The organism is Paenibacillus sp. RRE4, assembly GCF_031844205.1.
Lineage (GTDB): Bacteria > Bacillota > Bacilli > Paenibacillales > Paenibacillaceae > Paenibacillus > Paenibacillus xylanexedens_B.
In genome coordinates, this window is record NZ_JAUZUT010000001.1 from 2,526,211 (window position 1) to 2,548,026 (window position 21,816).

19 protein-coding genes and 1 riboswitch are annotated in these 21,816 nt (G+C 43.3%); of the genes, 7 read left to right on the forward strand and 12 right to left on the reverse strand.

What is annotated here, in order from left to right; genetic code table 11:
• Nucleotides 1-258: 258 nt before the first annotated feature.
• From Q9R46_RS11360 to Q9R46_RS11380, 5 genes are all read right to left on the reverse strand, one after another.
• The gene (locus tag Q9R46_RS11360) at nt 259-1,713 is read right to left on the reverse strand and encodes a glycoside hydrolase family 1 protein (protein WP_311280120.1); all 1,455 of its coding nucleotides are present in this window, start codon (nt 1,711-1,713) and stop codon (nt 259-261) included.
• A gap of 24 nt (nt 1,714-1,737) precedes the next feature.
• The gene (locus Q9R46_RS11365) at nt 1,738-3,603 is read right to left on the reverse strand and encodes a beta-glucoside-specific PTS transporter subunit IIABC (RefSeq protein WP_311280121.1); all 1,866 of its coding nucleotides are present in this window, start codon (nt 3,601-3,603) and stop codon (nt 1,738-1,740) included.
• A 146-nt stretch (nt 3,604-3,749) separates the two neighbouring features.
• Nucleotides 3,750-4,589 carry a BglG family transcription antiterminator LicT gene (licT, locus tag Q9R46_RS11370; RefSeq protein WP_090916598.1) on the reverse strand — a complete coding sequence of 280 codons (840 nt, stop codon included), beginning with the start codon at nt 4,587-4,589 and terminating at the stop codon, nt 3,750-3,752.
• 325 nt (nt 4,590-4,914) lie between these two features.
• On the reverse strand, nt 4,915-6,288 hold the full coding sequence (locus tag Q9R46_RS11375; protein ID WP_311280122.1) for an amidohydrolase family protein: 1,374 nt from the start codon (nt 6,286-6,288) through the stop codon (nt 4,915-4,917).
• Nucleotides 6,289-6,506: 218 nt separating this feature from the next.
• A complete protein-coding gene (locus tag Q9R46_RS11380; protein WP_311280123.1) occupies nt 6,507-7,079 on the reverse strand; it encodes a CGNR zinc finger domain-containing protein in 573 nt (190 codons plus the stop codon).
• Nucleotides 7,080-7,241: 162 nt separating this feature from the next.
• On the opposite strand from Q9R46_RS11380, the gene Q9R46_RS11385 reads away from it, so the two are divergent.
• From Q9R46_RS11385 to Q9R46_RS11395, 3 genes are all read left to right on the forward strand, one after another.
• A complete protein-coding gene (locus Q9R46_RS11385) occupies nt 7,242-7,745 on the forward strand; it encodes a DinB family protein (RefSeq protein WP_311280124.1) in 504 nt (167 codons plus the stop codon).
• Nucleotides 7,746-7,828: 83 nt separating this feature from the next.
• Nucleotides 7,829-7,979: riboswitch (FMN riboswitch) on the forward strand.
• A 146-nt stretch (nt 7,980-8,125) separates the two neighbouring features.
• Nucleotides 8,126-9,106: a DMT family transporter gene (locus Q9R46_RS11390; RefSeq protein ID WP_311280125.1), complete on the forward strand. Its 981-nt coding sequence runs from the start codon at nt 8,126-8,128 to the stop codon at nt 9,104-9,106.
• Nucleotides 9,107-9,303: 197 nt separating this feature from the next.
• Nucleotides 9,304-10,806 (forward strand): amidase, encoded by a 1,503-nt coding sequence (locus Q9R46_RS11395; RefSeq protein ID WP_311280126.1) that lies wholly within the window; start codon nt 9,304-9,306, stop codon nt 10,804-10,806.
• 223 nt (nt 10,807-11,029) lie between these two features.
• On the opposite strand, the gene Q9R46_RS11400 is transcribed toward Q9R46_RS11395, so the two are convergent.
• On the reverse strand, nt 11,030-12,595 hold the full coding sequence (locus tag Q9R46_RS11400) for a glycoside hydrolase family 43 protein (protein ID WP_311280127.1): 1,566 nt from the start codon (nt 12,593-12,595) through the stop codon (nt 11,030-11,032).
• A gap of 232 nt (nt 12,596-12,827) precedes the next feature.
• Here Q9R46_RS11400 and Q9R46_RS11405 point away from each other — a divergent pair, with 232 nt between their 5' ends.
• The 3 genes from Q9R46_RS11405 (at nt 12,828) to Q9R46_RS11415 (ending at nt 15,053) form a co-directional block, all read left to right on the forward strand.
• On the forward strand, nt 12,828-13,442 hold the full coding sequence (locus tag Q9R46_RS11405) for an urea carboxylase-associated family protein (RefSeq protein WP_311280128.1): 615 nt from the start codon (nt 12,828-12,830) through the stop codon (nt 13,440-13,442).
• Nucleotides 13,443-13,605: 163 nt separating this feature from the next.
• Nucleotides 13,606-14,232, forward strand: coding sequence for a LysE family translocator (locus tag Q9R46_RS11410; RefSeq protein WP_311280129.1), 627 nt, complete (start codon nt 13,606-13,608; stop codon nt 14,230-14,232).
• Between the two features lie 83 nt (nt 14,233-14,315).
• Entirely contained in the window at nt 14,316-15,053 is a 738-nt protein-coding gene (locus Q9R46_RS11415; RefSeq protein WP_311280130.1) for a YqcI/YcgG family protein, read from the forward strand.
• A gap of 37 nt (nt 15,054-15,090) precedes the next feature.
• Here the strand turns inward: Q9R46_RS11415 and Q9R46_RS11420 are convergent, their stop codons facing one another.
• The 6 genes from Q9R46_RS11420 to Q9R46_RS11445 all read right to left on the reverse strand — a co-directional run bounded on the left by Q9R46_RS11420 (nt 15,091) and on the right by Q9R46_RS11445 (nt 20,068).
• On the reverse strand, nt 15,091-16,425 hold the full coding sequence (locus Q9R46_RS11420; RefSeq protein WP_311280131.1) for an amino acid permease: 1,335 nt from the start codon (nt 16,423-16,425) through the stop codon (nt 15,091-15,093).
• Nucleotides 16,426-16,674: 249 nt separating this feature from the next.
• Complete coding sequence (locus tag Q9R46_RS11425) at nt 16,675-16,953, reverse strand: barstar family protein (protein ID WP_311280132.1); 279 nt, start codon at nt 16,951-16,953, stop codon at nt 16,675-16,677.
• 27 nt (nt 16,954-16,980) lie between these two features.
• Complete coding sequence (gene psiE / locus Q9R46_RS11430) at nt 16,981-17,400, reverse strand: phosphate-starvation-inducible protein PsiE (protein ID WP_251505082.1); 420 nt, start codon at nt 17,398-17,400, stop codon at nt 16,981-16,983.
• 17 nt (nt 17,401-17,417) lie between these two features.
• Nucleotides 17,418-18,005 carry an RNA polymerase sigma factor gene (locus tag Q9R46_RS11435; RefSeq protein ID WP_311280133.1) on the reverse strand — a complete coding sequence of 196 codons (588 nt, stop codon included), beginning with the start codon at nt 18,003-18,005 and terminating at the stop codon, nt 17,418-17,420.
• A gap of 73 nt (nt 18,006-18,078) precedes the next feature.
• Complete coding sequence (locus Q9R46_RS11440; RefSeq protein WP_311280134.1) at nt 18,079-19,386, reverse strand: HAMP domain-containing sensor histidine kinase; 1,308 nt, start codon at nt 19,384-19,386, stop codon at nt 18,079-18,081.
• Complete coding sequence (locus tag Q9R46_RS11445; RefSeq protein WP_311280135.1) at nt 19,373-20,068, reverse strand: response regulator transcription factor; 696 nt, start codon at nt 20,066-20,068, stop codon at nt 19,373-19,375. The genes Q9R46_RS11440 and Q9R46_RS11445 overlap by 14 nt, the downstream gene beginning before the upstream one ends.
• A gap of 273 nt (nt 20,069-20,341) precedes the next feature.
• Here Q9R46_RS11445 and Q9R46_RS11450 point away from each other — a divergent pair, with 273 nt between their 5' ends.
• Complete coding sequence (locus Q9R46_RS11450) at nt 20,342-21,571, forward strand: DUF418 domain-containing protein (RefSeq protein ID WP_311280136.1); 1,230 nt, start codon at nt 20,342-20,344, stop codon at nt 21,569-21,571.
• Nucleotides 21,572-21,816: the final 245 nt, after the last annotated feature.

The following is a 21,816-nucleotide window of genomic DNA, read 5'->3' on the forward strand; positions in this document are numbered from 1 at the left end:
TGTGTGAATGAGCTTCTTTTTCGTCTTTTTTCGCTGTCATTTCTTCCTCTATTTCGTCTGATCAGCTTTCGTTCTTCCTTCTTTTCTTCCTACTGCTTCCTTCTCTTATTATCTAATTCGGATTGCGTCCCTACTGTTCGTAATAAAAAAAGCCGCTAGCAATTAGCGGCTTTTTTCAACACATTTTCATATTGACCATATCCAGGTCTGTGACCAATGATCATATCCAAGGGCTATTTCACTACGATACTTTTTATCCTAACCCAGATCTTCCCCGTTGGATTCAATCACTTTTTGATACCAGTAGAAACTGTTCTTTTTACTTCTTTTCAGCGTGCCTTTGCCTTCATTATCCTTATCTACATAAATGAAACCGTAGCGTTTGGCCATTTCACCCGTGGAAGCACTCACAATATCGATGCAACCCCAGGCTGTATAACCGATCAGGTTAACGCCGTCACGGACAGCTTCTCTCATCTGTTCAATGTGAGCGCGCAAAAACTCAATTCGGTACGTATCGTTAATAGTGCCATCCTCTTCAACGACATCCACTGCACCCAGACCGTTCTCTACAACCATCATCGGGATGCGATACCGATCATATACGTGGTTCAGCACGTAACGGAGTCCAACCGGATCAATCTGCCAGCCCCAGTCCGTCGCTTTCAGGTAAGGATTTTTGTATCCGCCAAAAACGTTACCTTGGGTTTCATCCCCCTCTGGACGTGTACCGACTACGTGGGATTTATAGTAGCTAAAGCTATAAAAATCCACACAGCCTTGTTCAAGAACTTCTTCATCATCTTCAGCCATTTGAATATTGATATTTTTCTCTTCAAAGTATCTCTTCGCAAAGTCAGGATATTCTCCTCTAACTTGTACATCGCTGCTCATCATATTGTTGATTTGATCCATTCTTAACGCTTGTAACATATCTTCCGGTTTACATGTACTTCCGTAGCCATGACTGTAATTGATCATACAACCGAGTTTGAAGTCTGGATTGATCTCATGTGCAAGCTTGACCGCTTTGGCACTCGCCACGAATTGATGGTGCAACGCTTGAAATCTCATCTGCGTGCTGTCTACGGATGTATTGTTAAATACACCGCCATTTTTATCAACCAGCAGAGCTCCTGCCAGGTATGCACCTGCTGGAACAATCAAGCTATTAATTTCGTTAAACGTAATCCAATACTTTACCACGTCTTTATAACGATTAAAGATTGCGTCGCAATACTTTACGTAACAATCGATCATTTCTCTGGAAGCCCAAGCATTGAATTTCTTAGTTAGAGCAAACGGTGCCTCATAATGGGAGATTGTAACGATCGGTTCGATATTATACTTTTTCAGTTCATTAAACACATTGTCGTAAAATTGAAGCCCTGCTTCATTCGGCACTGCATCGTCTCCATTTGGAAAAATTCTGGACCATGCAATGGACATTCTGTAACAACGGAAGCCCATCTCCGCAAACAGACGGATATCTTCCTTGTAATGATGGTAAAAATCTACCGCTTCATGAGAAGGATAATGTACCCCCTCTTCAGTCGTTATCGTAATGCGACGGGGAACCGCATGGGTTCCGCCTGTCATCATATCGGCTGTACTCGCTTTTTTACCATCAAGATTCCAAGCACCTTCGTATTGATTCGCCGCTGTTGCACCGCCCCACATAAAAGATTCAGGGAAAGTATTTTTGCTATTCATGAATCATTCCTCCTAAGATTACCTTTAAATAATTTTGATCAGTTTTTCACCAATCGTAATCGATGTCTTGTCCGTGTTGATTACATCTACAAATTCATGAGAGTTCGTAACGATAATTGGTGTAGTCAGGTCAAAGCCTTTCGACGCAATCGCATCTGTATCAAACTCAATGAGCAAATCTCCAGCTTGTACAGTATCGCCTTCTTTGACGTGAACCTTGAAATGCTCACCTTTCAGCTTCACCGTATTCATACCGATGTGAATGAGAAGCTCCGCACCATCATTCGAACTAATACCGATGGCATGGGACGTAGGGAAAACCGCGGATACCACACCATCTGCTGGTGCTACAAGTTTTCCAACCGCAGGTTCAATAGCGATCCCTTTTCCCATAGCGCCCGTTGCAAAAGCTTCGTCCTTAATCGTGGATAATTCCAGAACTTTACCAGTCAACGGAGCAGTGAGGATATGTTCGGAAACACCGGCAACAGCTACACGATCGTTTGTAGACGTTTTTTCTTGTGTTGCTTGATTCTTTCCATCCTCAGGTACATCTTCAAATCCCAAAATCAGAGTCATTAAAAATGTCACTACAAATGCAATCACACAACCAATTGCGGCATGAACCAGGTTCCATGGATGATCCGTGATAAATGCGGGTAACGTAGCTATACCTGCAATACCCAAAGCCGATCGAGCTACACCGAACAATCCGACATAAACACCAGCTACAACGCCACCAACGATTACAGCAATCAGTGGTTTTTTCAATCGTAGGTTTACACCAAACAAGGCAGGCTCGGTAATTCCGAGCAAGGCAGTGATGCTTGTAGAATATGCAACTTGTTTAAATGCTTTATTTTTAGTTTTCATAGCAACGGCAAGCGCAGCAGCACCTTGAGAAATATTGTGTACAAGCATACCTGGACCAACAATGCTATCGGTTTTCGTCTGTGCATAAGCCGTGAGCACAACAGGTCCCAAACTATAATGCATACCTGTCATAATCAAGAACGGGAATGCCCCGCCGATAATACCAGACACTAACCAACCTGCATGTGTATTAACAAAAGAAACGCCCGACGCAAGGTAGTTACCCGCGATGGCACCGATTGGACCCAGTACAATCAGCGTTAGTGGAGCCATAATAAGAATTACGATCAATGGTTTAAGAATGGATTTTATAACCGATGGAGAATATTTCTCGGCAAAGCGTTCTACATACGACAAGATCCATACGGCTAAAATAATCGGAATAACCGACGAGGTGTATGTCGCCGGAGTGACAGGCAGTCCCAAAAACGCAACTGGCTTACCTGCAGACATCAACGCCCCTAATGAAGGATGCAACAGAACACCAGCAATCGTTAATGCAAAGCCCACGTTAGCTTTAAGCTTAACAGCCGCACTCCAGGCAAGCAGCATCGGCAAGAAGTAATACGCCGCATCACCGATAAAGGTCATAATTGTATTAAATTGTCCATCCAGATCAACGAGATCAAATGTTTTCAAAATAAGAAGAACGGCTTTGATCATCGCACAACCAATCATGGCTGGCAGGATCGGTGTAAAGATTCCGGAGATCGTGTCCAGAAGCGTAGTCAGTTTTCCCTTTTTCACAGTAGGAGCATCGTCATTGGTTGCAAAGTTCCCCAGCTTCGTCAAAGCTTTATACACATTGTTTACCTCGTTACCGATAATGACCTGATACTGCCCGCCACTGCTGGCAACACCCACAACACCTTGTACATTTTTTAAAGCTTCATCGTTTGCGACCTTCTCGTCTTTCAGATTAAATCGTAACCTTGTAGCGCAGTGTGTTACACTATCTACGTTTTTTTCTCCACCGACCAGTTTTAAAATCTCGGCGGCTGTGCTTTCATGTTTCATATACTGCTCCCCCTCAATCGTTTTTAGGTATAAAAAAAGACCTAGAATTCTATCGAATATAGATAAGCTCTATACACGATGGAACTCTAGGTCTTGCCTGCCTCACCAGTAACAATCCTAGTATACTCATTATAGCGGCTGATGAATCATTCCTTCTCTTCATCAATGACCCTTTTGATATGAACCGTTAAATACACCAATTCATCTTCCGTTAATTCTTTTCCATAATCGACCCGAATCAGCTGTGCAATTCGGAGACTGCATTGATATTCATTCGCATATTTTTCTTTAATGATATGGAGAAAGTCACTGTCACCGCTTTTCACAACCGTATGATTAAACAAGCGATAGGCAAAAAACTTCAAATGAGTGACAAGTCTGGAATAATGGAGCGAGCTTTCATTAAAATGTATATTAAACTGATATCGAATAATATTCAAGACTTTATGGATCAACTGTGTAATCTTCATGGTTTCTTCCATTTCAGATCCCAGTTCTGCGTTGACGATATGAAGCGCGATGAAGCCAGCCTCATCCTCAGGCAGTGTAATGTTAAATTCCTCATTAATCATATCCCGGGCTTTCATAGCCACGCGAAATTCATTGGAATAAAACGCTTTAATTTCAGACAACAAAGCATTATTGAAATTCATACCCTGCTTGTAACGTGCCACGGCAAAATTAATGTGGTCCGTTAACGTTAGATATATATTTTCATTTAGTTCCTTGTTTAAGGACTGCTTGGCGTACTGAATAATACTGTCGGACACACGAATATATTCCATGGGGATTTGTGCCAGCAGGGCATATAATTTACCTGTTACATTTTTGGATTTCAGAAAAAATTCTTTCTCAATTTTGACTGTGTCCACATCGTCTCCCTTTTTCTTCTGAAAACCAATGCCACTGCCTAAAAGCATCATCTCCTGGCGCCGTTCATTGACTGCACAGACGACATTATTGTTAATAATTCGTGTGATCTTCATCGGAATCTCCTTTTAAAATGAAACGTTAACAGAATTTAGCAACAAAAAAAGACCATTAATTATGCATACATGAAAAAACACAATTTTGCATGTTTGCATTATCAATCGGTCTTGCCTGCTGATCAGTAACAATCCTGATTAAATTCATTATTAACTTATATGGCTATCTTAGTAGAAAGCGTTCTATTTGTCAACACACCTTACTCCAACCCCAATTTAATGTGAAAACCTCTTACGAAAAACGGAGTAAAGAAGAAAGACGCGAAAAGAGCCGCATTCTGGGATGAACGGCCCTTTAGCTTTATTTATTTTATAGACAGCTCTATTATGAAAAAACAACCCGATCCGCATCGGACATCCGATATTGCGTCAACAAATATTCCGTACTCTGCGTGGCTTTGCGCCGAATTTCATCCAGATCGACTTGTAACAGCTTGCCCTCTCGCTTCACAGGTTTCCCCGCAACAAAAACCGTATCCACATTGGACGGATTCGCGAATTGAACAACAGCACCAATCGGATCGTGCACGGGGAACAGGTTCAGATCCGTCGTGCGAATCATGATTACATCTGCCTCTTTTCCCGGCGTAAGCGAACCTGTTTTTTGCTCCAGTCCTAAAGCCCTTGCACCCGCGGAGGTTGCGAATCGCAGAACCTGACTTGCCTGCAAACTGAGTTCACCCGGCATCTCACCCTGTTGCAAAAGGTACTCATTCGTTCTTGAACGCTCAGCTTGCAACGCGAATTTCATCTGTGAAAACATATCTCCGCCCGTCGAAGTCACGACATCTACGCCAAGTGTTGGCGTACCTCCATGCTCCAGAAAGTGTCCTGTGGCTGGATAACCATGTCCCATCATCATCTCGACTTCAGGTGTGACTGACAACGAGGCTCCGCTGTCCGCGAGCATTTTGAATTCATCCATGCCCATCGTATTACCATGAACAACATTGATTCGTGGACTAAGAAGCCCTGCCTCATACATTCGGCTAATCGAGCGATCCGCTGATCCCCAGCTGCCGAAACCGACATGCATCGAACAAATGGCGTCCAGTTCTTCTGCAAGCTGAATATCCTGCACCGTTGTATCCCAATGGCTAAATTCTGGTCCACGGATCGCAAGTCCATAGGTGAGTAGTTGATCATTTGAAGAGAAATATCGCTCCTTAACGCCTCTCACATTCTCTGGATATGCCAGCCTACTCTCACGATTCCAATACATCGTTTCCCCTGGCACACCATGGGCAAAAACAGCACGAATTCCTGCATCCTGCAGTCCTCGAATCAGCTCATCCGTATGTTCAGCCGAGTATGGCATGCTCCAGTCCAGTACCGTGGTGACGCCCGCATTAAGCGCTTCTAAAGATCCGAGCAGATTGGCGATATAGCTGTCCTGCGGACGAAGCTTGCTTCCCATAGCTCCATAGTACAAATTTTGCAGATAGACGGGGAGCGACCAGTTGGTTCCGGCTGTTTTGACAAGCGATTCCCACATATGCCGATGTGTATCCACCAGTCCAGGCATAATAATCATATCTGTAGCATCGATGACCTCAACATCTGTATCGGACACCTCGATATTGGGTTGAATCGCTACGATCAAAGAATCCTGAATAAGTACGTCTGCCCGTTTATACTGGCCAATACGAGCATCCATCGATAATACACAACCGTTCTTCAAAAGATAACCTGTCCTCATGAGACATCTCTCCAATCGTAATGGTTTGTAAAATGATCTGATCCGCATTGCTTGTTCTTACATAAGATTTATGACTATATTTTCGCTAGTATATATACATTATATATCAAGTCTTGGAATTTATCAAATTCTGGAAGAGATACCTTCGACCTGTATGGAGATTCTCGGATTGTAAAGGTTTGAACTTAACTGGTGAACTTAATTGATAAACTTGATTGTTAAACTTCATTCTTTTCGTCATTAGAGTGCATTTTTCGTTTCGCTCGAAAACGTCTCACCTTCATTAGATTGCCGCACATCTTATCATCGCAATATTTCTGTGTTCTGCTCCGGGTATCATCATAGAAGATCCAGCGGCAGTCCGGATTGTCACAGGATCGAATTCTCTTCCCTTCGCCTTCTACGAGTGTCATGGCAAAATCAGCCGCGACCTCTGCCATCACCTGAGCCCAATGTCTATGAATGGGAACAAGCGCAACACCCAGTCCTTGATCTTGTGTAATTATTCGTCTAATGACTTCGCCAGCCAGCATAAAATCATTCAACCAGGCCTGATCCTTCTCAGTAAAGAGCTTTCCGTTAGACAAACGAATAGCCAGTGACTGCAAATCATCTCTAAAACTTCTCATTGCGGATTCCTCTTCATTCGACGCAGGTACTGGCGCTTCTAATTGCCAACGATCTAAAAAATCTTGTTGCCAGCTTACGTTCCCCAGTCTGTCTTCTGATCGCTCCCCACCACGCCAATCATGATAATCGCTGTTTACAAAATCAGTCCATAATCTATCCATGAGAACCTCCGATTAATGTAACTATCTAAATTATTTAAAGATGGTTACATTTAATAAAATTGTGTTATATTAATTGTAACCATTTCGACCCATATTAGCTAGTTACCAGCATGATGAAGCAAGAACGAGATGAGTCTGACAGGAGAGGAATGAAATTTAAAAATGAAAACGGTCACCACAGCATTAGATGTATTGGTTATTCAGAATGAAGATACCTGGGATCAATGTAACTGGATCGTGCCATTGTCCAAGGCTCTGGAGGGGCTGACCGCCGAACAGGCTGCCTGGGTTCCGCCTTCAGGTGGACTGAGCATATGGCAACTGACCAATCATATGTTTTATTACAACCAACGGATTCTGGAACGTCTGCAGGGGAAAGCACCGTCTGTACCCGCTGCTGATTCAAACGTAGCTACGTTTGGTAATCCCGGTGATCCTCTAAACGAAGCTGGCTGGAGCAAGCTGATGGAGCAAACCACTAAACTGGCTGTGCAGTTGCGCGATACCCTTGCTACATTACAGGAAGCGAAACTTGAGGAAACTTATATGGATTCCGAACAAAACTGGGCTCAGACGCTTGCCCGCTGGGTTCTGCACGATGCTTATCACGCAGGTCAGATTGTGCAGCTTCGGAGACAACAGGGATGCTGGAGTATTGTTTTCTAAAAAAACACTTGAACTGATAGCGTTTACAGGAATAAGATGAACTTCATAAGGTTACAACTTGTTCAATACACTAATTAATTGAATAGGATCTTCGGGGTAGGGTGCAATTCCCAACCGGCGGTGATGTTCTTATAGAACCAGCCCGCGACTCGCTGTTTAAGGTTCCGACCTGACAGCGACTGACTTGGTGCGATTCCAAGGCCGACGGTATAGTCCGGATGAGAGAAGATCAACACAACGGCTAGCGTATTTTGGGAAGTCTTTTTCCCTGACGTCTTGTCTTTGAATGATCCCCCGTTTATTTGGCGTACGCCAAGGACGGGGGATTTTGTCGATTTTGCCAACTGAAGATTCCGTGTTCTGACGAAGGAGTCCTGAATATGGAAAACACATCAACAGCATCAACAATTTATCGCAAGGAACGAAGCAACACCGGATTTTGGCTAGTTGTGCTAGGCGCAGCCCTCTGGGGTGTAGACCCCTTATTCCGCATCCTTTTGCTAAAAACGATGACTTCTACACAGATTGTTCTAATCGAACACATCATTGTCAGCCTTGTAGCGATACCGGTATTATGGAAGTTCCGGGATGATCTGAAGAAACTGCGTGCACGTCACTGGATCGCTGTTATCTTCATCTCCTGGGGCGGATCAGCGCTGGCAACGGTTTTATTCACGTTAGCCCTTACCCATAACGATCCCAATACGGTATTGTTGTTGCAAAAAATGCAGCCACTCTTCGCGATTGTACTTGCGAAATTGTTATTAAAAGAAACATTGCCGCGCCACTTCGGCGGACTATTCATCATTGCGCTGGCAGGAACGTATCTGCTTACGTTTGGCTTCTCACTGCCACTCGGCAACTGGAATAACTGGATTCATGCAGGTAGCCTGCTGTCTCTTGGTGCCGCAGCTTTGTGGGGTGGATCTACCGTTATGGGCCGGTTAATGCTCGGTCAAGCACGGTATGAGACGGTCACCTCCCTTCGCTTTGTCGTTGCGCTTCCACTCCTGATCTTCATGACCTGGAATGAAGGTGCTCCTTGGACACTCCCGGCTGGAACAGGGGCACAGGCTGCCGTTATCCTGAATATTCTTGGGCAGGCGCTTTTACCAGGCTTGCTAAGTCTACTCTTGTATTACAAAGGGTTGTCTTCCACCAAAGCTTCTGTTGCAACCCTCGCCGAACTCAGTTTCCCGATGGCCGGCGTGCTTGTAAACTGGATTGCCTTCCGTACACTGATAACCTGGGAGCAATTGCTCGGCTTTATCCTGATCTGGATCGCCCTGTTTGCAATCTCCAAACAACAGGAGCGCTCTACGCCGATTGCTGAAGTTGCACCTAAACTTCGCACGGAGTAACTCATCTTCCTGTATTCAACAAATAAGCACTGTTTCACCTTCTGAGGTGAGCAGTGCTTTTCTTCTACTATTTTTCTTCGTCATGATGGCTTGATATTTTGTCTTTTGTCTGCCTAGGTGGTACGATGGCTTATGGAACTTGGAACAAGATATCCCGATATCCAACAGGAACTATTTTCAGAGAGGAACGATTACTAATGTCTTCATTCTCATATACCTCCTATGACGCCATAGGACTCGCCGAACTGATTCGCTCACGGGAAGTATCCCCGGTTGAATTGCTCGAAGCTGCCTTTGCACGTCTCGAAGAAGTGAACCCACAACTTAATGCCGTTATTCGTACATATGAAACCCGTGCTCGTCAAGAAGCCGGCATGGTACGGCCCGGAGAACAGCCGTTTGCTGGAGTGCCGTTGCTCCTCAAAGATATTTCTCAATCTTTGGAAGGTGAGGTTCTAACCTCCGGATCACATCTGTTCAGCAAGCATCGTGCTCTTCGCAGCTCCAATTTCGTAACGCGTCTGCTCGAAGCAGGTTTTATTGTGATTGGACATACGAATACACCAGAATTCGGGTTGAAAAATATAACCGAGCCGCGTCTACACGGGCCAACGCGCAATCCGTGGAATGTGAATCATTCCCCAGGCGGCTCAAGCGGCGGTGCCGCTGCCGCTGTAGCATCAGGCATCGTGCCGCTTGCCGGCGCAAGCGATGGCGGTGGTTCGATTCGAATTCCCGCTTCCTTCAGCGGTCTGTTTGGACTGAAACCGACACGCGGACGCACTCCCGTCGGTCCAGGTGTGGGAAGACAATGGCAAGGAGCCTCGATTGATTTTGCAGTATCTCGCTCCGTCAGAGACAGTGCTGCACTGCTGGATACACTCCAGATTATCCAACCGGAAGCCGCATTCCATGCACCTTTATTCCCGGGAAGTTACCTTGCTGATATGAACTATCCGCACCAACGCAAATGGCGAATCGCTTATACAACGGATTCACCTGTTGGCACACCTGTCAGTGAAGATGCCAAGGAGGCGGTGATGAAACTAGTCCGTTTCTTGGAATCTCAAGGGCATCATGTTGAAGAAAAGTTAAGTCCAGTCAATGGCGTACGCCTGATGGAAAACTACTACATGATGAACAGCGGCGAGATGGCCGCCATGATTTCATCCATGGAACATGGCATGGGTCGTTCTCTCACTGCAGATGATATGGAGATTGAGTCCTGGGTACTGGCGGAAGCCGGAAAGAAAGTATCTGCTGCTGAATTTGTGCACAGTTTGGCCGAATGGGACGTAGCGGCTGCGCAGATGTCTACGCTGTTTGAACGGTATGATTTTTACATCACACCTGTTAATGCTTTTCCCGCACCACGGGTTGGAGAGCTGACGCCACATGCAGAGCAGATTCAACATCTGATGTCCGTCAGTGATCTGGATAAAACGGCGCAACAAGAGCTGATCTATGAGATGTTCAAGCCGAGCCTTACGTACACCCCGTTCACACAACTTGCGAATTTGACAGGCCAGCCTGCCATTAGTCTTCCTCTGCATTTGACTGCGGAAGGTTTACCCATGGGTGTTCAGGTTATGGCAACCAAAGGCCGTGAAGATTGGTTATTACATCTGGCCGGTCAACTCGAATCAACCGAGTTATGGGTTGGCATGGAAGCCAATCCCATGTTTCCAAATTCATTATAAGTTCAGGCTCAGCTACATCGAAAAAAAGCTAGCAGGTACGTCCCTGCTGGCTTTTTTTCAACTATTCATGAATCATATGACAACCGTAACATGATCAATGATCAATATTCGCTTTTATGATCAATATTTAAGCTTACATAATATTATGATGTATATTATAGTAGTGTTCCACTTTTTAGCCAATAAAAGATCTAATCCATGGCCATTCTAATATTGTTATAAATCAGACTTTTTCATCTCCTGACTCGTAATTGAAATGCTCTACATCCACATACCCTTCTTCTCTTTCATGGTTCAGATTGTACACCCCGACCCGATCTCCCCGGTAAGGTCCCCAACCCAGTTGATAGACCTCACCAAAGGAGATAAATTTCTCTCCATCCAGGCTATATTCATATCTGTTTTCACCACGCAAGTTCCAAATCGATCTTAACCATAAATCAGTGGTATCAATAGTTGGCCCCCATTCGATTGTACCTGATTGATTGAACTTCAATACCCGAATTCCTTCTTGCTGATGAATACCAATCGTACAATAAGTTTGTCCAAAATGGCATAGACCCGCTTCCTGGTCATCCACCATCCCACTTAGATCATACTTGGCAGTCACTACGTTATGAGGAACACGATACGCCCGTTGGGAAAGAATGTTCGAGATTTTAAAGAAATCATTCTTCTCGGAAAGCACACAAGCATGCAAACGTAAATTCCCTGCTCTCTCTGTTAAAGACCACATATCAGCTTTGGGTTGGTGGTTCCATCCCCAATGAGATTGCAGTACCGGACTATTGAAATCATCATTCACGGTTAAGATCGTTTTGGGATAACCGTGAATTGGTTTTGTTCCTCCCCATACCATCTCTCCGACACCATCACCGTCTGTATCCTCACCAATGATTGGCCAACCGTCGACCCATGTAACGGGAAGCAGGTGAAGAGTTCTGCCTTCAAAGTAACCGCCGGCTCCTTGGTGACTAATGAAATACCACTCCCCAGACGGTGTTTGCACAAGTCCGCCTTGATTCGGTTCGCGGTCCATTTCCACGCCGTGCGTATGAATTAACTCTTTTTCTTCGTAAGGACCGTATAAATGCTCCGAACGAAGCATCATAACAACCCTTACCTCCTCACCATTTCTCGGTCGAACTTCACTATGGAAAATGTAATAAAGTCCGTTGATTTTGTAAAGCTTACTCGCTTCGCTACCTTTATATTGATGGATCACAACACCACTGTCGTGCAAAATTTGTTTTCCATCGTCGCTAAGTTTGAACAGATAAATATTATAATTGTCGGCAAAATTCGTAGCCACCAGATATCCTTGACCGTCATCATCCCAAAAAGGACAACAATCGTCCCAACCAGCAATTTCCCAACTATGATAAAGAGGCTCCCATGGGCCAGCAGGATCTGCTGCTGTACTTACGAACAACCCCTCATCCGGCGTAAAAAAATAAACCCAAAATTGTTGGTCATGAAACCGGATCGCTCCCGCCCAGACCCCTCTTGCATAACGATTCATTCGATCATGCCGATATTCTGGCCCGATAACTGTCAAATCCTCTACGACATGACTAATTACATTCCAATTGACCAAATCTTTAGAGTGCAAAACAGCCATACCTGGTGAGCAATGTAATGTGGAAGAGATCGCATAGTAGTCTTCCCCAATGCTTATCACATCGGGATCGCAGTAATCTCCAGGCAAGACCGGATTGACATAAGTACCGTCCCCTTGATCGCCCCATTTTCCTTCATTGGAAAGCAAAACGTAATCTTTTTTCATCATTGTTTTCCTCCATAGCTTTTCTACGATGCAGTTAAACTAACTTTTTGATGATCTGAGACATTACACTACTACGAATCTCGTAATCATTATACTACTTGAAAATTAATTTATAAGACAGATAAATATGATCCCGAGTGCATGAAAATTGACCTCTTTCTGTTAATGCAAAATATGAATGAATTACCTTTTCTCTTCACATACTGAAAGCAATATTACAGGAGGTGTGTGAGTTATGAGTAGTGTGCAAAAAGATAAACAAACTTATGTAATACCAGCCAAAACCGGGTATGGACTTTATGTTTCCAAAGGCTCTATTCTAAGAATCACAGATTTGGAAGGTCAACAAGTTGTAGATTTTGTAGCATTTGATACCAATGATATGAATCACCGTCTTGATCCTGGTGTAACGATGGATGTTTTACGGACCTGCCGTATTAAACCCGGCCAAAATTTATATTCTAATCGGTATGAACCCTTACTGAAAATGATAAAGGATACAGTCGGGGTGCATGATTCTTTCAACTCCGCCTGCCGTCCTGAAATGTACGAAGTGTTATACGGAAAAAGCAATCATGCCAGTTGTTATCAGAACTTGAATGAAGCACTGCAACCGCTGGGTATCCAGCCTCCGAATCAGCACTATCCGTTTAATCTGTTTATGAATACGGTTATAAATGAATCCGGAGACGTAAGTGTCCTCACACCGGATTCACGTGCAGGCGATTATGTCGAGATGGAAGCGTTACGCGACCTGACCATCGGCCTTTCTGCCTGTCCATGCGAGGAAAGTGCTTGTAATGGCTATCATTGTACACCCATTCAACTGGACATTAGTATTGTTCGATAGGAGATAATGAGTTACAGATAAATTATATCATTTTCACAGCTGATCTTCGAATGAATTAGGTTTCGTTCTAATTCACTCCTAGCAGGAATACGATGACTTGTACCGTCCTCTATGGGTGTGTACTGATTACTTTCATCCGGCCTGTTAAGGAGTGATTTTGTTTATGACGGTGTTATTCAGTTACATCTTTCTCGGAATATCCTTATCTGCACCTGTTGGCCCAATCAACGCTGCACAGTTAGATCGAGGGGCACGTCACGGATTTATGCATGCATGGGTACTGGGACTGGGGGCTATGTTTGCGGATTTAGTGTACATGCTTTTAATTTATTTTGGTGTCGCTCATTTTCTGAACACTCCGTTTATGCAAGCTTTTTTATGGTCATTCGGCAGCTTTATACTGATCTATACGGGTGTAGAAACGTTGACCAAGTTAAAACAAAACGTGGAAGGCACAACCACCGTGGAATCCAAGATACATCATTCTTTTATTACGGGATTTCTGATGGCTTTATCCAATCCGTTGAATATTTTATTTTGGCTCGGCATCTATGGCTCGGTTCTAACCTCCGCGATAAAACATACGGACATGGCGCATCTCTTGTTGTATAGCTCCGGCATTTTCATTGGCATTTTAATCTGGGATGTTATCATGGCCGTTATGGCAAGCCGTTTCCACAGACAAAATAATGAGACTATTTTGCGTTGGATATCCGTGATTTCCGGCATCAGCCTGATAGGATTTGGACTGTATTTTGCATTTGAGGCCATTCGTTATCTTTTTTTCTAAAATTAGTCGTCGTACGGACAGTCACCCAATTCCTTTTGATTTAATACCTTATTAGGGATTAATTCGGAATGGAGTGGGAATGAATGTCGGAATTATACAGTGCGGAGGAATTAAAAAAACATATCGAAGTGATTCCTTCCTGGCAACGGGAGTCTTTTATACAGTTTTCGAACATGATTGCGGATGAAGAGAATACGTATCCATGTGTTCCTGGCCGAATGGGTTTTTTGTCAGGTCATTTGAGATATGGTTTTATATCAGACCCTCGCTTGTATACTGCTCCTCAGGAACTAGCTAGCATTCTACAACAGTATGGAACAGTTTCACGGGAAACAGGGCCTTATGCTTCTCTTGTCGTTATATGTGAAACGCCTTCGGATCTGAAAGAACACACAGACGTCGCACAATATCAGTCTTTATTCTGGCAAGTGCTGAATCGCACAACTGCATATGATCCCCTCCCATGGCCTGAGCATATTTCCAAGGACCCTAACGACGCATCTTGGGAATTTTGTTTTAACGGTGAACCCTATTTTTGCTTTTGTGCAACACCCGCTCATGTGCAAAGAAAAAGCCGTCATTTTCCCTTCTTTATGTTCGCTTTTCAACCCCGTTGGGTCTTCGAAGCCATTAACGACGACACCTCGCTGGGGCGTAAAATGAAAACATTGATTCGCAAACGATTAACCGAGTATGATGCGGTGCCTGCTCATCCTTCACTGATGTGGTATGGGCAAAAGGACAATCTGGAATGGAAACAATATTTTTTGCCAGATAATGAACAAACCCTGTCCAAATGTCCTTTTATGCGCATGAAATAAAGGTTAGTCCCGTTGCTCCGGCATACCTGCGACATATTTAGGATGTCTTTTTTCGCATCCGATGCTTATGAACGATATAGGTTACGATCGATAAAAGTAAAACCAGTCCAACACTGACCAGCAGACCAATTCTGCTGGCTTTTTCCACTGCCGTGCCCGCTACCGCAACTACAATAAGTAAAATGGCAATACAGGCCTTTATCATCCCCCATTTGGCGGGCTTGAGTTTGCAAATATACGTCACACAGATGAGAAGCCAGGTGTACATAAGAACGAGACTGCCTGCCGTTGTGATATATTCAAATAAGGTTTTGGGCAGCCACAAAGCCATCAACGTAGATAAAATCAGACCTGCCGCCGTGCAAGTCAAGGCATATATCGGCATCTTTTTTTTGCCAACCAGTTTGGTGAAAATCTGCGGAGCATCACCATCCTCACTTAGCTTGACAAGCATCGAAGTGATCGCATAGAGGGAAGCAACCATCGTTGAAAATCCCGCGATAATTAAAACTCCGTTCAAAATATGTACAACCATATGTAACCCGATGGATGACATCGCTTTAACAAGCGGACTTTCATCAGGGGTCACTTGGTTCGCAGGTAGCAACATCAGAATCAGAGCGATCGAAACAATGTACAATGCACATACTGAGAACAACATGACTCGCCCTGATTTTATCGCATCCTTCGGCTCTTTAAGCTTGGCGGCCATTAGACCCATTACTTCAATTCCTGCAAATGCAAAAAAAGCATAAATAAAGCCGCTCCAACCACCCAGAAGGCCATGGGGGAGCCATTGGTTATGATAGATAGACGGAGCCGGCGACATCTGTATAGGTAACCAATGAAGACATGCGGCGCCTGCAATAACAATAAATGCGACCGTGGCTGCCAACTTGATTACTGCAAGTATATTCTCTGTTTGTGTGATTCCTTTTGCACCGAGTGTAGCAATGAATAGACCCACACAAGCATATATAGCTACAAAGGCCCATAACGGGAAGTGAGGGAACCAGAATTGCGAGAATAGACCCAGTGCCGTTAGAGAGCTACCCATAATAAGCATTTCAGAAGACCAATACATCCATCCACTGCCGAACCCAGCCCATTCTCCAAATGTTTCTCCAGCATAGGTTCGAAAAGCGCCTTCTTTAGGATTATTCGCGGTCATCTCAGCTAATGCACTGTATACAAAGTACGTTCCTCCTGCAGCAAGCAACAGCAAAACCAGCACAGATATACCGGACCAGCGAATCGCCAGACTGGAACCCAGAAAAAAACCCGTGCCTAAAGTACATCCCGCACCAAACAGCGCCAGACTAACCCACCCTAGCGATTGTTCATCATGTTCCTGTTGCTGTTTTGTCGTCATGTTTCTTCATGCGCCTCCTCACCTTCTTCCTTTACAATGTGCAGTTTCGATAATTTTATGTCATTATTGATAAAAAAGCTGCCCTTTCATTGAGAAAGGAGCAGCTTTTTTATTGACGTTCTCCTCGGAATGTGGAGGTTCGTTTATACGTTACTCGGAGTTGATTGGAGTGCGATTGTTTGATTTATTGTGATGTAACAATGGAGCATATTTGATCTTTCTATTGTGAATTTTTCATATGTTGAAATTTTATAATTTTACTGTAAATCTAAACAATTCCTCCAGTTGCTCATCGACCTCGTACAGTAAATTCATCATTTGATCTGCATAAGGTCCTATGGAGGTTCTGCTGTCATTAAAATGGTTCCATTCTAGCGTAACCGGGACTGGCACATGCCATACTAACGCTTCCCAGAGGGTGTCCATACTTTCAAAATGAGCTGGTTGCAACGAAAATTCGGTCTGAAGTATCCCGTGCAGATCCTCTATACTTCTTATCGCTTTGCCATCAATAGTTACTTTTTTCATCATCGTGTTCTCCTGCATCCAGTTTGTTTAATGATCTTGATCGACTTTACGCCGATTGGCGATAAACAGAGCAGCAACCATAACCAGGATGGCCATAGACCACCAGAACGTCGACATCGCTTGATCATGGTCAATGATAATTAACCGGATTACCGCTGTGATTCCAATGTAAATAAAGTACCGAAGAGGGAAATGAAAATTAGACTTGAAGTACTTCACAATTAAGGCGATAAATTCGAAATACAAAAAGAAAACGAGCAATTCGGATAACATTTCATAGTAGCTATCCTGACGAGTTACAAAAGACTGGTACACAATTTGTACGATATACCATGTCTCACTGATTAGAAGTGCACTTAAAGCTAAGGCCAGAAAGAACAGGCAGATATTCAAAAGCGCTTGTAGAATGTGTGGTGTTTTTTGGAATTTAGTAATTAAATCTTTCATTTGTCATGTCCCCTATTTCAATACGTGATGTCAACTAACTGTTGTTTCATATGTTTTCTTCCTCGAAAGAGATACGTTTTTGCCGTATTTTCGGGTATATCGTTCAATACACTGATATCTTTGACGGTCATTTCCAAGTAGTACCGCTGATAGACGTAATGCTTCCATTTACCTGGGATCTGATGAAATGCATCATTGATCCGACGTTTGCGCTCGGAAGAAGTCTCGTTCTGAATCAGCCTTTCTTCTGGGCCAGGTTCATGGGACATTAGATCAGATGTGGCATCCGCAGATCTATTTGTATCCTCTACATATAACGAGGTTGTGGCAAGACTCTGTCTCTTTTTCTTGCGCAAAACGTCCAGGCATACATTTCTCCCAATGGTATAAATCCAGTTTACGACATTCTTTTGGCTGTTCATTTGTTCGATATGCGTATATACCCGCAGGAATGTCTCCTGCACGATATCATCTCGATCCTGTGGGTCACGGAAATAACGCGAAGCTAATCTCCATACCATCGATTGATAAGTGGCCATAAGTGAGGTGAAAGTTGATTGGGTTGTAAATAAAGTACCTTTCATAGGTTTCTCTATTGGGTTCATTCTGATTCCTCCACAGATGTAGTTAAACCCCTTGTGTTTTTTTATATCAATTGAAAATTTCATAGTACTACCGTTAGATTTTGGACTTCCTGAACCTCAACACAACACTATAATGTATTCCATCTCGGTCCCTAAGAAACTGCCCTTGCATGCGGCTCATCATCCGGCTTATGATTCTCTCGCCCAGTCCTGTACTTTCCGGAGAAACCTCGACAATTTTAATCGTGTTGGCCAGTTGAATGTCAAACATCTCCGGGCTAGAGTTGAATGTAATGCAGATTTCATCTTTGGGTTCTGCATACTTCAACAGATTAGACAAAATATTATCAAAGACCCGCCCGAGTTCCTCCAAATTCACCGTGATATAGACTTGCGGCAGTTCACCAATAATGCGGACTTTGAATTCCTCCTGCCGCAAAATGGCCACTTGATCAGATATCAGATCATAAATAGCCTCCTGTACAGCTATGCTCTCAAGGTCAGCTTCTTGCTCTTTATCCAAAAGGAAATAATCAAATAAATTATCGGATAACTTTTTAAGTTGAATGGCTTTTCCATAGGCATTCGTGATGTAATGGCTATGTTCCGTCCCTTGGTTTCCGCGTTCTTTCTTGGCAAATTCCAAAAACATGATCAAAGAGGTCAGCGGGGTTCGCATATCATGTGACATTTCGGTAACAAGGCTTCGGCTCTCCGCCTGCAAAGCTTCAATCGCATCCAATTTATCGAGAAAGGCTTTACGAAGTTCCTCAATACTCTCAGCGATCATCGCTATTTCATCATGGCCCCGAATCGTCATCTCGTATTCCAGTTCTCCACCTTCAAGAATGTGGATCTCCTCATGAATCTTTCTCAGGTAAGCGAGGCTTCGACGAATGCCCAGCAGGACAATCAACAGAAAAATCATCGTGGCGCTGAGTAGTTCGAGAGTAAAGGCAATATCGTAATATCGGGATGAGAAAAACCCGTCTACCGTTACTCTCCCCTCTCCATCACTAAACATGACAGGAAATGAGTGTTTCTGAGCATATAGCGTTTCCTGCTCTATCCCATATCCAGACTCATCTTCCGCTGCGTAATTCGAATCATATTGCAGTAGCTTGTCTTTGTAGATGGTGAGCATGATGTAGTTCTCTTTTTTCACCCATTCCCCAAATGCCTTTCGATCGGTTGAAGATAGATCATTCGTCTCAACATATTTGCTAAACTTTGCAATAGATTTAGACGATTCACTCTCATAGTACGCATCGGAATTAAGGTATCTGTCAATCAGCCCATTACTAACCTTCTGCATCGTCAAAAAAAACAGACCACTTACCGTAGCTGCCATCAAGATGATTAAGGCCAATTTTTTGGTCAGCGTAAATTTACGGTGTGCCAAAACGGTATCCTCTCCCCCATTCGGTAAGGATATAAACCGGGTGTGCCGGGTCATCCTCAATCTTTGCACGCAGTTTGCGAATATGCACCATTACGGTGTTGTTTGAACAATAAAAATACGGCTGTTCCCATACACTCTCGTAAATATTTTGAGCGGAAAATATTTTGCTTCGTTTGCTCATCAAGAGCTTCAGAATGCGATACTCCAGATCAGATAGCTTGAGCTGTTTTCCTTCTTTCGAGACCTCATTAAAATGTTCATTGACTTTCAACTTGCCTCCAACAAGAAACGTATCTCCACTGTCCTTTTTCTCCTTATAAATCTTGTATCTGCGTAGTTGAGCGATAACACGCGCATGAAGCTCTTCTTCTGAAAATGGCTTTGTCATATAATCATCGCCCCCTGCCAGAAGACCTTCTGTTTTGTCCAATGTGCTCGATTTGGCCGTTAAAAACAAAATGGGAACGTTGGAATACGTTCTAATCTGCTCACATATTTCAATCCCCGACATCCCCGGCATCATGATATCTAAAATGACCAAGTCTAGCCCGTCATCTACAAGCTGCAGCGCACGCTGTCCGTCTCTTGCTCTTAATACCTCATTGCCTGCTCTCGTAAGGGACTCTTCTAACAAATCACCAATATCCTGATCATCCTCGACAACTAATATCCGATGGGTCATGCCCTTCTCACCTCATGATTCTTGATGTTATTTACGGTGCCCTCAATATATATCGTCCTTCGGTAACACTTAGGTAATACGATAAAGCATAAATCTTAACCATTTATGAACGTAATCATTTGTCATACATTTGTCACAAATCAAAAAAAAGAAACGAACTTTCAGAAACTGTTAAGAATCGATAAGTATAGTTATCCAAGGTAAGGAAGGCATTTATACACACCAAGATTAGACTCGCTCAAGTTAAATATAAAAATGAATAGGAGAAATGTTATGAATGAGAAAAAAGAGAATCTTGCACTACCCCTGAGTCTGAAGGAACGTGTCCATTTTCTAGATATCGTTCGCGGATTTGCTATGCTCGGCATTATTATTGTGAATTACTTTTTGATCGTAGACTCGGTGAAGGGATTTGATATGGATTCAGGCGATTTAGTCCACAACCTCGTTTCCACATTCGCCGAAGGAAAATTCATCACGCTATTTTCTTTTCTGTTTGGTGTTGGATTTATGATCTTTATGGATCGAGCCGTGCAACGAGTAGAACATCCACGAAAGTTGTTTGCCCGCAGATTATTAATTTTATTCTGTATTGGCTTATTGCACATCACCTTTATATGGGTTGGCGACATATTGACCTTTTACGCCATAGCCGGATTTTTACTATTCGCTTTCTATGCTCGTACACCTAAAACGATATTGCGATGGATTATTGCACTTATATTGATTCAATTTCTGACTCCTGTATTTATGATGATCTATAATGCGATGAACACTGCATCCTCAAACATGCCAACTTATTTTGATTTCACATTATCCAGTCATACCAGTTCTACCTACTTGAACTCCTTAGTAGCAAGATGGGCTGATATGAGCGTAATGGCGGCTAGTTCATTTTCTACAGTTTATTCGATGTTCATGATGTTCCTGATCGGTATGTATTTTGTAAAGATGGACTTCTTTACAAATATGGAAGCAAAGCAATCGATCTGGAAGCGAATCTGGTTCATCAGCTTGGCTGCATTTATACTCACTCAGTTCAGCTCCATGGTGAATACACTGATTTCGGCTGAAAATACATTTTGGATGGAGCTATTCATGATTCTGGGTCAACAGGGGAACTTAACCGGAAGCATGTTTTATATGAGTAGCCTCGCAATGCTGTTTTTGTATATTCCTGCACTTCGTAAAGCGTTGATGGTATTTACCAAAGTTGGACGTATGTCGCTGACCTGTTACCTCCTTCATTCCATCATTGGAACCATACTTCTGCTTCCATATGCATTTGGATTGGCTCATACTATAAAACCTATTGGTACACTTATGCTCAGTTTTGCTGTATATGTTGTGCTCGTCATTTTTGCGTCGCTGTGGCTAAAACGCTTCAAAATCGGGCCAATGGAATCGATCTGGCGCAAACTTACGTATGGTAAAGTTAACCGTGCTTCCAAAACAATTCCGGCTAAGCTCGCCCAACCATTGAACAGCAATTTACGTCAATAAGCACTATTGAATTCAAGGATTTCGGATAAGGTGCACCCAACACCACAAGCCCCTTCGGGGGCTTTTTGCTATTTTTTCGAAAAAGTTTTCTCTATTGTGAATTTTTCATATGATGAAAATACAAAATTATTATAGAGGTTAGACAGATTATTTTCTCTGTTGTCCCTTCAAGTACTCTCCTTTAAACACAAAAAAACTGCCTTATTGGGCAGTTTTTTAGAAATTCAAATCGTTCACAACCAATT